The following is a 12603-nucleotide window of genomic DNA, read 5'->3' as shown; positions in this document are numbered from 1 at the left end:
GGCTCACTTCATCGGCATCTGCTGCTGGGCCTTCTCGAGCTTCGCCTTCACCGAGTCGGTGGTGACCGCGCGCCCGGCGGCCGCGTCGGCGAACAGTTCCTTGACGGCCGTACCGACCGCCGTCTCGAACTGCGACTCGTCGGCGACCTGCGGCAGCGCGGCCGCGCTGGTGGCGAGCGTCTGCTTCAGGACCGCGTTGGAGGGGGAGTTGAACGCGGCGTCCGACTGCGCGCCCTTGACCGGCGGGATGGAGCTGTACGCCGTGTTGAGGATCTTCTGCTCGGCGTCGCTGGTCATGAACTTCACGAACTTGGTGGCGCCGTCGAGGTTGTCGGTGTTCTTGAAGACGGCGAGGTTGATGCCCGCGACCATCGAGTTGGTCTGGGCGCCGGTGCCCGGGGTGCCGGACTGCACGGGCACGGGGGCGATGCCGTACTTGTCCTCGCTCATGCCCTGCGACTTGAGGTTGGCCGCCGCCGACTGCCACAGCAGCATGGCCTGCCTGCCCTTGGCGAAGTCGCTCACCGACTGGTTCTGCGCGTACTCGGCGTCGCCGGTCGGGATGACCTTGTCCTTGGCCATCAGGTCGACGTACTGCTTGACCGCGTCGACGATCTTGGGGTTGGTGAAGTCGGGCTTGCCGTCGGCGGTGAAGAAGTCGGCGCCGTGCTGCTTGGCGAAGACGAAGACGTGGTGGATGTTCTCCGAGACGTTGGCGCCCTCGGCGCCGAGCGGCGACTTGCCCTTGGCCTTGATCTTCTTGCCGTCCGCGATCAGCTCGGCCCAGGTGGCCGGGGGCTTGCTGATGCCGGCGTCGGCGAAGATCTCCTTGTTGTAGTAGAGGGCGTAGGCCATCGAGTACAGCGGGACCGCCGCCGGGTCCTTGCCCTCGGCGCCCGTCGAGCCGAGGGCGGAGTCGACGAAGCGGTCCTTGCCGCCGATCTTGTCGAAGTTCTTGGCGTCCCACGGCAGCAGGGCGCCGGTGGCCTGCAGGGAGGCGCTCCAGGTGTTGCCGATGTTCAGGACGTCGGGGCCCTGGCCGGAGGTGGTCGCGGTGAGGATCCGGTTCAGCAGATCGGACCAGGGCACGACCTCCAGCTTGACCTTGATGCCCGTCTGCTTCTCGAACTTGTCGAGTTCGGGCTGGAGGACCTTCTTGTCGATCGCGATGCTCGCGCCCTGGTTGGAGGCCCAGTAGGTGAGCGTCTTCGGCGAGTCGTTGGACCCGCCGCCGCTCGACGATCCGCCTCCGCATGCCGTGGCGGCGAGGGCGAGTGACATGGTGACGGCGCCTACGGCCGCGGCTCGGATGCTGCGCATGGCTCCCGGTGTCCCTTCAGGGATTGCACTCATGGCTTAATTTAGGACGTGAGTTAAACCTCAAGAGATGGCCTAGTCAAGGGGTACGGCAACCCTTGTGGAACTCCGGTCGTACCCCTTGACGCGATCGTTCGGATAGTTGAAGCATTCACCGGCGAGAGAGCGCTCCCAAACCCCCACCCCGTTCACTTCATGAACAGGAGAGCCGCCCCATGTCTCTGCCTGACATAGGCCGTAGAACCGTCCTCGGCGCCGCAGCCGCCGCACCGGCCGTCCTCGGCCTGTCCGGCCGCGCCACGGCCTCCCCCCAGCCGAAGAAGCGAGCGAAGACGCCCCGTCTCCTTGCGGGCGGCGGCGACCTCGGTCCGAACGTCATCGTCTTCGACCCGTCCACCGCCGGCATCCAGGCCAAGCTGGACGAGATCTTCAAGCAGCAGGAGACGGCACAGTTCGGCACCGGCCGCTACGCCCTGCTGTTCAAGCCCGGCTCGTACAGCGGCCTCAACGCCCAACTCGGCTTCTACACCTCCATCGCGGGCCTCGGCCTCTCCCCCGACGACACGACCATCAACGGCGACGTCACCGTCGACGCGGGCTGGTTCAACGGCAACGCCACGCAGAACTTCTGGCGTTCGGCGGAGAACCTAGCGCTGGTCCCGGTCAGCGGCACCAACCGATGGGCCGTCGCGCAGGCGGCCCCCTTCCGCCGGATGCATGTCCGCGGCGGCCTCAACCTCTCGCCCGACGGCTACGGTTGGGCCAGCGGCGGCTACATCGCCGACAGCCGCATCGACGGCCAGGTCGGCCCGTACTCCCAGCAGCAGTGGTACACCCGCGACAGCGCGATCGGCAGCTGGCTCAACGGCGTGTGGAACATGGTGTTCTCGGGCGTCGAGGGCGCCCCCGCCCAGGGCTTCCCCAACCCGGTGTACACCACGCTCGACACCACCCCGGTCTCCCGCGAGAAGCCCTTCCTGTACCTGAGCGGCACCGACTACAACGTCTTCCTGCCGGAGAAGCGGACCGACGCCCGCGGGGTGACCTGGGGCAACGGCACACCCAGGGGTACGTCGCTGCCGCTGTCGCAGTTCTACGTCGCCCAGCCGGGCGTCACCGCGGCGACCCTCAACCAGGCGCTGGAACAAGGCCTCCACCTGCTGCTGACGCCGGGCATCTACCACCTCGACCAGCCCATCCAGGTCAACCGGGCGGGCACCGTGGTGCTGGGCCTCGGGTACGCAACTCTCGTACCCGACAACGGAGTCACCGCCCTCCGGGTCGCCGACGTCGACGGCGTACGCCTCGCGGGCTTCCTCATCGACGCGGGACCGGTCAACTCCGAGACCCTGCTGGAGGTCGGCCCCAGCGGCGCCTCCGCGGACCACTCCGCCGACCCGACCACCGTCCAGGACGTGTTCGTCCGCATCGGCGGCGCGGGCGCCGGCAAGGCCACCACCAGCATGGTGATCAACAGCCGGCACACCATCGTCGACCACACCTGGGTGTGGCGCGCCGACCACGGCACCGGCGTCGGCTGGGAGACCAACCGGGCCGACTACGGCATCGTCGTCAACGGCGACGACGTGCTGTGCACCGGCCTGTTCGTCGAGCACTTCAACAAGTACGACGTGCAGTGGAACGGCCAGCGGGGCCGCACGATCTTCTTCCAGAACGAGAAGGCCTACGACGCCCCGAACCAGGCCGCGATCCAGAACGGGGACATCAAGGGCTACGCGGCCTACAAGGTCGGCGACTCGGTCACCTCGCACGAGGGCTGGGGGCTGGGCAGCTACTGCTACTACAACGTCGACCCGAGCATCGTCCAGCATCACGGCTTCGCCGCGCCGAACAACGCGGGCGTGAAGTTCCACGACCTGCTGGTGGTCTCGCTCGGCGGCCAGGGCCAGTACGAGCACGTCATCAACGAGACCGGATCGCCGACGTCGGGCACGTCGACGACGCCGTCCACGGTGGTGTCGTACCCGTGAGCCGGGGGCGGCCCCGCCCGTGTGGGGGCGGGGCCGCCCTGCCGGTCACCGCATCGGCATGACGGCCGGCGACCGGTCACGGCAATGGCGTCACGGCCGGCGACCGGTCACCGCTCCGATGCCGCGGCGGGCGCCGGCGCGTACCCGGTCGGGCGGGCCGTGAACGTGCCGCGGCCCTGCGTCCGGCTGCGCAACCGCGTTGCGTAGCCGAAGAGTTCGGCCAGCGGCACGGTGGCCGTGACGACCGCCGCGCCGCCGCGTGCGGTCGAGCCGGAGACCCGGCCGCGGCGGGCGGCGAGGTCGCCGAGGACACTGCCGACGGCGTCCTCCGGGACGGTCACCGTGACCTCGGCGACCGGCTCCAGCAGGGTCATCGCGCAGGCGCGGAGGGCCTCGCGCAGGCCCAGCCGGCCCGCCGTGCGGAAGGCGGTCTCCGAGGAGTCCTTCACATGGGTCGCCCCGTCGGTGAGGGTGACCCGCAGCCCGGTCACCGGGTGCCCGCCGAGCGGTCCCTCGGCGAGGGCGTCCCGGCAGCCGGCCTCGACCGCGCGGATGTATTCCTGCGGCACCCGGCCCCCGACGACGGCCGAACGGAACTCGAACCCGCCGAACGCGTCGCCGGACTCGCCGCCGGACCCCTTGCCGAACTCCTCGCCGAGCGGCTCGACATCGAGCACGACATGGGCGAACTGCCCCGCCCCGCCGTCCTGTTTGACGTGCCGGAAGACCAGACCGGACACCCCGCGGCCGACCGTCTCGCGGTAACTGACCCTCGGACGGCCTACGTTGACCTCGATGCCGTGGGAGCGCCGGAGCTTCTCCGCCGCCACCTCCAGGTGGAGCTCGCCCATCCCGGACAGCACCGTCTGGCCGGTCTCGGGGTCCGTCCGCACGACCAGTGAGGGGTCCTCCTCGGCCAGCCGCGCGAGCGCCGAGGCCAGCTTGTCGGTCTCACCGGCCCTGCGGGCCTCGACGGCCACGGAGACCACCGGCTCGGCGGCGCCCGGGGGTTCGAGGACGAGCGGGGCGCCGGGTGCGCAGAGCGTCGAGCCGGCCCGGGCGGACTTCAGCCCGACGACGGCGACGATGTCCCCGGCGACCGCGCGGTCCACCTGGGCGTGCCGGTCGGCCTGCACCCGCAGGATCCGCCCGATCCGCTCGCTGCGGCGCGCGCCCGCGTCCCACACGGCGTCCCCCTTCCCGATCGTTCCCGAATAGACCCGCAGATACGTCAGCCGTCCCGTCGAGGTGGCGTTCACCTTGAACGCCAGTGCGGAGAACGGCACTTGAGGGTCGGCGGCGCGCTCCTGCTCCGTACCGTCGTACGTGCCCCGCACGGCGGGCACGTCGAGCGGCGAGGGCAGATACGCGACCACCGCGTCCAGCAGCGGCTCGATCCCGCGGTTGCGGTAGGCCGAGCCGCACAGCACCACCACGCCGTCGCCGGTGCGCGTCACCTCGCGCAGGGCGGCGGCCAGGGTCGGCGCGGAGACGGAGCCCTGCGCGCAGAACTCCTCCAGCGCACCGGTGTCGAGCTCCGCCACCGCCTCCTCCAGGACCCGCCGGCGCCCGAGCGCCTCCTCGCGCAACTCGTCCGGCACCGGACCCTCGGCGGCCGCGTCGCCGCCGTCGGCCCACACCAGCGCCCGCATGCGGACGAGGTCGACGACGCCCGTGAAGGCGTCCTCCGCGCCGATCGGCAACTGCACGGCCAGGGGCGCCGGATGGAGCCGTTCCCGGATCGAGGCGACGGCCGCGTCGAGGTCGGCGCCCGCGCGGTCCAGCTTGTTGACGAACGCGATCCTCGGCACACCGTGCCGGTCCGCCTGCCGCCACACCGACTCGCTCTGCGGCTCCACACCGGCCACGGCGTCGAACACCGCGACGGCGCCGTCCAGCACCCGCAGCGAGCGCTCGACCTCGTCGGCGAAGTCCACGTGCCCGGGGGTGTCGATCAGATTGATCCGGTGACCGTCCCAGGTGCAGCTGACGGCCGCGGCGAAGATGGTGATGCCGCGGTCGCGCTCCTGCGGGTCGTAGTCGGTGACGGTGGTGCCGTCGTGGACCTCGCCGCGCCGGTGCGTGGTTCCGGTGGCGTACAGGATCCGTTCGGTGACGGTGGTCTTGCCCGCGTCGACGTGGGCGAGGATGCCGAGGTTGCGGACGAGGGCAAGGGTGGTGGTCGTGGGGTTGGTGGTGGTCGTGGGGTGGGTGTCGGTGCGCACGGCCCGTCGGCCTTTCCTGGTGATCGGTGATCGTCACGGATGAGCCGATGAGCGGCTGATCCGGAGAAGGGCAGCGCGATTCCCGTCGAACGGGCCCTGTCGCGGGCGCAGTCGGCGACGGCGGCGGGCGTCAGGCGTTCGTCACGGGCATCCGGTACCGGCCGCGCAGCGGGCACCGGACGGACGGGGACACGAGGATCACCTCGTACTGCGAGCAGGGGACGACGACATCGGTGCGGTCGCGCACAGCCGTCCTCCTCACTCGTCCCGCACGTCACGGCGACGCACGGTGCGTGCCGAGTGTAGGGACACCGGAGCGGGCGCGGCACGGCATTTTTCGCCGGTGAACTTTCCGCGAACAGCCGGAACTTATCCGCCGCGCCGCTAGTTTCTACGTTGCTGTAGATCTTTGAAGATCTCTTACGACACCGAAGACATGGAGTTCTCATGGCCCTGTGGGACCGCATCAGGGAATCCGCATCGACGATGCAGACCCAGCTCGTGGCGAAGAAGAACGACCTGAAGAGCGGCGCCTTCCGCGATGCCAGCATGGCGATGTGCGCCCTGGTCGCCGCCGCCGACGGCACCATCGACCCGGCAGAGCGCCAGCGCGTCGCCCAGTTGATCGCCACCAACGAGGTCCTGCAGAACTTCCCCGCCGACGACCTGCGCCGCCGCTTCGAGGAGAACCTCAACAAGCTGACGGCGGACTTCGCGTTCGGCAAGGTGAGTGTGCTGCAGGAGGTCGCCAAGGCGAAGAAGAAGCCGGCCGAGGCCCGTGCCGTGATCCAGATCGGCATCGTCATCGGCGGCGCCGACGGCGACTTCGACAAGACCGAGCAGGCCATCGTGCGGGAGGCGTGCTTCACGCTCGACCTGCCGCCGCACGAGTTCGACCTCTGACCTGCCCGCAGGGCGCTCAGGGCACCCATGGCGTTCAGGGCCCGGGCCGGCCTCGCACACGCGGGACCGTCCCGGGCCCGTTCGCACTGATCGGCTTCCCGGGGGTTTACGCCGCGCAGAACCGGTGAGGCGCGTGGGATGTCCTATCCGCAGACCTCAGCCGCAACTCAGGTAAGACGCTCCCCAGAGGGCACAGGTTCCCCGCGGGGCGTGAGACAAGCACGGTCGACACGGCGCGACGCGTACTTCGACAACGCGAAGTACGTGGCGATCGTGCTGGTGGCGATAGGGCATTCCTGGGAGCCGTTGCGGGACGGCAGCCGGACCGTGACGGCGCTCTACAACTTCGTCTACGCCTTCCACATGCCGGCGTTCATCGTGATCTCCGGGTACTTCTCGCGCAGCTTCGACGCGAGCCCGGCCAGGATCAGGCGTCTGGTGACCGGGGTCCTCGTGCCGTACGTGGTCTTCGAGACGGCGTACACCCTCTACACCCGCTGGACCGACGGCGTACCGGACCGGCCGATCACTGTTCTGGACCCCCTGTATCTGACGTGGTTCCTGATCGCGCTGTTCGTCTGGCGGCTGACGACCCCGCTCTGGAGGAACGCGCGTTGGCCGCTGCCGGTGGCGCTGGTCCTCGCGATGCTGGCGACGGTTTCCCCGTCCATCGGCAACGACCTCGATCTGCAGCGTGTGCTGCAGTTCCTGCCGTACTTCGTGCTCGGCCTGTGCCTGCGGCCCGAGCACTTCCGGCTGGTGCGGCGCTGGCGGGTGCGGGTCCTGGCCCTGCCGGTGCTGGCCGGTGCGCTCCTGGTGTCGTACTGGGCGGCCCCGCGCATGACCGGCGCCTGGTTCTTCCACCGCGACAGCGCCCAGGAGCTGGGCGCACCCGCCTGGTACGGGCCGCTGATGACGCTGGCCACCTTCGGCTGCTCGATGATCCTGGTCGCCTGCTTCCTCTCCTGGATCCCGGGCCGCCGCCTGTGGATCACGGCCCTGGGCGCGGGCACCCTGTACGGCTATCTGCTGCACGGCTTCGTCGCCCAGGGGTCGAAGTTCTGGGGTTGGTACGACCCGGCCTGGGTGCACGGCCCGCTCGGCGAGATCACCGTCACGGTCGTCGCCGCGTCGATCGTGACCGTCCTGTGCACCCCGCCGATCCGGCGGATCTTCCGCTTCGTCATCGAGCCGAGGATGGACTGGGCCTTCCGACGACAGGCGCAGGCACGGGCGTCCTGACCCTTCACTCCGCCGGAGCACCCAGGCGTTTGCCGCCCTCCCGAGCGCGGGAGGGCCAGCGTCATGGCGAAACGCACCGTGGGGAAGCGCAGGGGACTCGGCTATCGGCTGCAGTTCTTCAAGCGGCCGTGGTTCCGGACATGGCTGTCGATGACCGTCCTGGCGGTCCTGATGTCGGTCGTCATGCTGACGACCGACAACGAAGCCGTGGTTCCGGCGGCCCTGTTCTACGGCGCCGCGGCGGCGCCGCTGGCGTTCGCCATGGCCACCCACACCAGGACCGGCTTCGCCACGAGCGTCCCGCCGTCGGTACTGCTGGGCATGTTCCTGTTCGGCGGCGGCATCTCGCTGGCCCTCGGGGGGTTCTTCGACGCGGAGTTCATCCGCGACCTGAACAGTCCGGAGATCCTGGTGGTCGGCTTCATCGAGGAACTCGCGAAGTTCCTGCCGGTGCTCGCGATGGCCCTGACCGGCCGCTACCTCGCCGTCCGCTCCGGTGTCGCCCTGGGCTTCGCCACCGCGCTGGGCTTCGCCGTGCTGGAGTCGATGTCCTACGGACTGCAGGCGGCCCTCTCCGACGGCATCACCGCCGCCGAGGGCACACTGATCGGCCGCGGGCTCACCGAACCCTTCGGCCATCTGGCCTGGACGGGTCTGCTCTGCGCACTCGCCTTCACCAGCTGGCAGAAACGGGGGAAGGTCACGCTCACCGCCGGACTGGTCGGCGGCTATCTGCTGGTCGCCCTGCTGCACTCCGCCAACGACGGCCTGCTCACCTACGAGTCCGAGAACCCGGTCCTGTTCCTCGGATACCTCGCCGTCGCCGTCACCAGCTACGTCCTGTTCCGCCTGGGAACCCGCAGCCTCACCCTGCCGACGGCCGCCGCACAGCCACAGCCGCGGCCGGCGTAGCACCCCGGAAAACCCGGGAAACAGATCGTGCGGGCCGAGGCTCAGCTCGACCCGCACGATCCGGTCAGTGTCCGAGGGGGGACTTGAACCCCCACGCCCGATAAAGGGCACTAGCACCTCAAGCTAGCGCGTCTGCCATTCCGCCACCCGGACAAGGTGTCTGCCGCCTTGACTGGGGCGTGCGCCCCGGCGACATGGACAACAATACCAAGCTTTCGGAGTGCCCTTCACCTGCATATCAGGGCCGCCGGGACGCGTTCCCGGCCCGCCTGGGCCGACCGGGAACGCGTCACCGTGAGCGATCGGACGGTTACGGTCAGGGCATGAGGTGGTAGTCCGGGAAGTTCCCGGGCAGCCGCTCCCCCGCCGGGCCCCGGGTCACGGCCCGCACCAGCAGCTCACCCCCGACGAACGCGCCGCGCCAGGACGCGCCGAACCCGCCGAACAGCTCGTCGCGGTCGCCGCGGGAGCGGGGTGTGCCGTGGCCGACCTTGAACGCACGGATCTGCGGGGCCAGCCGGTCGAAGGTGGCCCGGTCGTCCGTGGACAGGGTGGCCACGAGCGCGCCGTTGGAGGCGTTCATCGCCGCCAGCAGCTCCGCCTCCGTGTCGACCAGGACGATGGTGTCGACCGGGCCGAACGGCTCCGCGTGGTGGAGGGGCGAGGACGGAGGCGGCCCGAGGAGCGTGACCGGGTGGACGTACGCCGAGGTGTCCTGGCCGGGCAGGAATCGGCCGTCGGCCTCGCTGCCGCGGTGCAGCGGGACGGCGCCGCGGTCGATGGCCTCGGCGACCTGGTCGTGCAGTTCCTTGGCCTTGGCGGCGCTGATGACGGGCCCGAAGTCCAGCCGCGGATACGGGTCGTCGTCCTTCTCCACGGCGAGCGGATGGCCGACCCTGAGCGTGCGCACCGCGGGGAGGTACGCCGCCAGGAAGTCGTCGAACAGCTGCCGCTGGACGACGAAGCGCGGATACGCCGTGCAGCGCTGCTTGCCGTAGTCGAAGAGCTTGGGGATCACCGCGGCGAGGGTGTCCCAGTCCGAGTAGTTCCAGATGCCCCAGGTGTTGAGTCCTTCCTGTTCGAGTACGTGGCGCTTGCCGAGGTCGGCGACGGCCGTGGCGACCGCGGCGCCGGTGTCGCGACCGCCGACGAAGGAGACGCAGCCGATCTCCGGCGCCCGCACCAGCGCCTTCGACAGCTCTCCCCCGCTGCCGCTGACGAGGCTGGCGGGCAGCCCCTCGCGGACGGCGAGCGCACAGGCCAGGGTCAGACACGCGAGGCCGCCGTCGGTCGGGGTCTTGGCGATCACCGCGTTGCCCGCCAGGGCCTGTACCAGCATTGCGTGAACGAGCACGCTCATCGGGTAGTTCCAGCTCGCGATGTTGGAGACCGGGCCGTCCAGTGAAGCCCGGCCGTCGAGCATCGGCTCGATGCCGTCGACGTACCAGCGCACTCCGTCGATGGCCCGGTCGACGTCCGCCTGTGCGAGCCGCCAGGGCTTGCCGATCTCCCAGACGAGCAGCAGGGCGAGGAGTTCGCGGTGCTGGGTGAGGGCGTCGAGGGTGGCAGCGACGCGGGCGCGGCGCTCCTCGAGCGGGATGTGCCGCCAGGCGCGGTGCTGGTCGAGCGACGCGCGGACGGCCTGACGGGCGGTGTCGCCGTCCAGGCGGGGCGGGCCGGCGATGGGGCTGCCGTCGACAGGGCTGATGGCGGGCAGGGCCCGGCCGTCGGCCCGCCATCCGGAGCCCCAGAGGTTGAGGACACGGTCGTCCTGGAAGGCCTCGGGAGCGACGGCGAGGCAGCGCTGCCAGGCGTCTTGCCAGGACGTGCCGGATTTGAGGGTGAGGGTGGGCGGTTCGGAGGTGAGGGTGGATGCCATTGGGTTGCTCCGCTCTCGGTGCACAGTCGGGGGCGGGGGGTTGCACGGCTCGGTGGCTATGAGTTGCGCTGATCGCGCTCTTCGAGGCGTGCGAGCACGAGTTTCGCCGTCTCCGTCGGTGTGCTGCCCACACGCACCCCGACCGCCTCCAGGGCCTCCTTCTTCGCCTGTGCGGTGCCGGACGAGCCCGACACGATGGCGCCCGCGTGCCCCATCGTCTTGCCCTCGGGCGCGGTGAACCCGGCGATGTAGCCGACCACCGGCTTGGTGACGTGCTCCTGGATGTACGCCGCCGCCCGCTCCTCCGCGTCGCCGCCGATCTCGCCGATGAGGACGATCAGTTCGGTGTCGGGGTCGTCCTGGAAGGCGGCCAGGCAGTCGATGTGGGTGGTGCCCACGACGGGGTCGCCGCCGATGCCGACGCAGGTGGAGAAGCCGATGTCCCGCAGCTCGTACATGAGTTGGTAGGTGAGCGTGCCCGACTTGGACACCAGCCCGATGCGGCCGGGCTTGGTGATGTCGGCCGGGATGATGCCCGCGTTGGACTGTCCCGGGGTGATCAGACCGGGGCAGTTGGGGCCGACGATCCGTGTGCCCTTCGACTTCGCGTATGTGTGGAAGGCGACGGCGTCGTGCACGGGGATGCCCTCGGTGATGACGACCGCGAGGCCGATGCCCGCGTCGGCGGCCTCGACGACGGCGGCCCTCGCGAAGGCGGGTGGCACGAACACGACGGTGACGTCGGCTCCGGTGGCCTCCATGCCCTCGGCGACCGAGCCGAAGACGGGGACGGCCCGGTCGTCGAAGTCGACGGTGCGGCCCGCCTTGCGCGGGTTGACGCCGCCGACGACGTTCGTGCCGGCGGCGAGCATCCGCCGGGTGTGCTTCATGCCCTCGCCGCCGGTCATGCCCTGGACGAGGACCTTGCTCTCCTTGGTGAGGTAGATCGCCATGTCGTCCCGTCTCCTCAGTTGGCGGTGGCGAGTTGGGCGGCACGGGCGGCGGCGCCGTCCATGGTGGTGGCCTGCTGGACCAGCGGGTGCGCGCGCTCGTCGAGGATGGTGCGGCCGCGGGCCGCGTTGTTCCCGTCGAGGCGGACGACGAGCGGCTTGGTCAACTGCACGGCGTCCAGCGCCTGCACGATGCCGTCGGCGACCGCGTCGCAGGCGGTGATCCCGCCGAAGACGTTGACGAAGACGGACTTCACGGCCGGGTCGGAGAGGATGACGGACAGGCCGTCGGCCATGATCTGCGCGGAGGCGCCGCCGCCGATGTCGAGGAAGTTGGCGGGCCGGGCGCCGCAGCCGGCGACCACGTCGAGGGTGGACATCACCAGTCCCGCGCCGTTGCCGATGATGCCGACCTCGCCGTCCAGCTTCACGTAGTTGAGGCCCTTGGCGGCGGCCGCCGCTTCCAGCGGGTCGTCGTGCTCGACCTCGTCGGCACCCCAACGCGCCTGCCGGAAGCGGGCGTTGTCGTCGAGGGTCACCTTGCCGTCCAGGGCGAGGATGTGGCCCTGCTTCGTGCGGACGAGCGGGTTGACCTCGACGAGCAGCGCGTCCTCGCGGACGAGCACGTCCCACAGCCGTACGAGGACGTCGACGGTCTGCGGCGGAAGTGCCGCGGCGTCTGCGATCTCGGCCGCCTTCGCCGAGGTGACGCCCTCGGCCGGGTCGACGGGGATACGGGCCACCGCCTCGGGCCGGGTCGCGGCGACCTCCTCGATCTCCATGCCGCCCTCGGCGGAGGCGATCGCGAGGAACGTGCCCGCCGCGCGGTCGAGGACGTAGGAGACGTAGAACTCGCTGTCGATGTCCACCGGTTCGGCGAGCATCACCTTGCGGACCGTGTGGCCCTTGATGTCCATGCCGAGGATCTGTCGTGCGGTGAGCTCCGCCGCGGCCGGGTCGGCGGCCATCTTGACGCCGCCCGCCTTGCCTCGCCCGCCTGTCTTGACCTGGGCCTTCACCACCACTCGCCCGCCGAGGACGCGGGCGATGCCGCGCGCCTCCTTGGACGAGCCGGTGACCGCGGCCCTCGGCACCGGGATGCCGTGTTCCTCGAAGAGTTCCCTTGCCTGGTGTTCGTACAGGTCCATTCCGGCTCCTGACTTAAAAGTGCCGCACGCCCCCTG

General features: G+C 70.3%; 9 protein-coding genes and 1 tRNA gene. 4 read left to right on the top strand and 6 right to left on the bottom strand.

Features of this window, described 5'->3' with window-relative positions:
• Positions 1–3: 3 nt before the first annotated feature.
• Positions 4–1320: an ABC transporter substrate-binding protein gene (locus tag MQN93_RS03155; RefSeq protein WP_242708173.1), complete on the bottom strand. Its 1317-nt coding sequence runs from the start codon at positions 1318–1320 to the stop codon at positions 4–6.
• 212 nt (positions 1321–1532) lie between these two features.
• Between MQN93_RS03155 and MQN93_RS03150 the strand changes: the two genes are divergently transcribed.
• A complete protein-coding gene (locus tag MQN93_RS03150) occupies positions 1533–3308 on the top strand; it encodes a pectate lyase-like domain-containing protein (protein ID WP_242708172.1) in 1776 nt (591 codons plus the stop codon).
• Positions 3309–3415: 107 nt separating this feature from the next.
• On the opposite strand, the gene fusA is transcribed toward MQN93_RS03150, so the two are convergent.
• Entirely contained in the window at positions 3416–5533 is a 2118-nt protein-coding gene (gene fusA, locus MQN93_RS03145) for an elongation factor G (protein ID WP_242708171.1), read from the bottom strand.
• Between the two features lie 447 nt (positions 5534–5980).
• Between fusA and MQN93_RS03140 the strand changes: the two genes are divergently transcribed.
• The 3 genes from MQN93_RS03140 (at position 5981) to MQN93_RS03130 (ending at position 8590) form a co-directional block, all read left to right on the top strand.
• Positions 5981–6436, top strand: a complete 456-nt coding sequence (locus tag MQN93_RS03140) for a tellurite resistance TerB family protein (protein WP_016431618.1) — start codon at positions 5981–5983, stop codon at positions 6434–6436.
• 138 nt (positions 6437–6574) lie between these two features.
• A complete protein-coding gene (locus MQN93_RS03135; RefSeq protein WP_242708170.1) occupies positions 6575–7678 on the top strand; it encodes an acyltransferase family protein in 1104 nt (367 codons plus the stop codon).
• A gap of 63 nt (positions 7679–7741) precedes the next feature.
• Positions 7742–8590 carry a PrsW family intramembrane metalloprotease gene (locus MQN93_RS03130; protein WP_242708169.1) on the top strand — a complete coding sequence of 283 codons (849 nt, stop codon included), beginning with the start codon at positions 7742–7744 and terminating at the stop codon, positions 8588–8590.
• Between the two features lie 68 nt (positions 8591–8658).
• Here the strand turns inward: MQN93_RS03130 and MQN93_RS03125 are convergent.
• The 4 genes from MQN93_RS03125 to sucC form a co-directional block, all read right to left on the bottom strand.
• Positions 8659–8743 (bottom strand) — tRNA-Leu (locus MQN93_RS03125).
• A 163-nt stretch (positions 8744–8906) separates the two neighbouring features.
• Positions 8907–10469, bottom strand: coding sequence for an aldehyde dehydrogenase family protein (locus MQN93_RS03120; protein WP_242708168.1), 1563 nt, complete (start codon positions 10467–10469; stop codon positions 8907–8909).
• A gap of 56 nt (positions 10470–10525) precedes the next feature.
• A complete protein-coding gene (sucD, locus tag MQN93_RS03115; RefSeq protein WP_242708167.1) occupies positions 10526–11422 on the bottom strand; it encodes a succinate--CoA ligase subunit alpha in 897 nt (298 codons plus the stop codon).
• A gap of 14 nt (positions 11423–11436) precedes the next feature.
• Positions 11437–12567, bottom strand: coding sequence for an ADP-forming succinate--CoA ligase subunit beta (gene sucC / locus MQN93_RS03110; protein WP_016431623.1), 1131 nt, complete (start codon positions 12565–12567; stop codon positions 11437–11439).
• Positions 12568–12603 lie beyond the last annotated feature (36 nt).

It is taken from the genome of Streptomyces spinosisporus (assembly GCF_022698145.1).
GTDB classification, from domain to species: Bacteria; Actinomycetota; Actinomycetes; order Streptomycetales; family Streptomycetaceae; genus Streptomyces; species Streptomyces spinosisporus.
The sequence above is the reverse complement of the archived record's forward strand: the minus strand, read 5'-3'. Positions and strand labels throughout refer to the sequence as shown.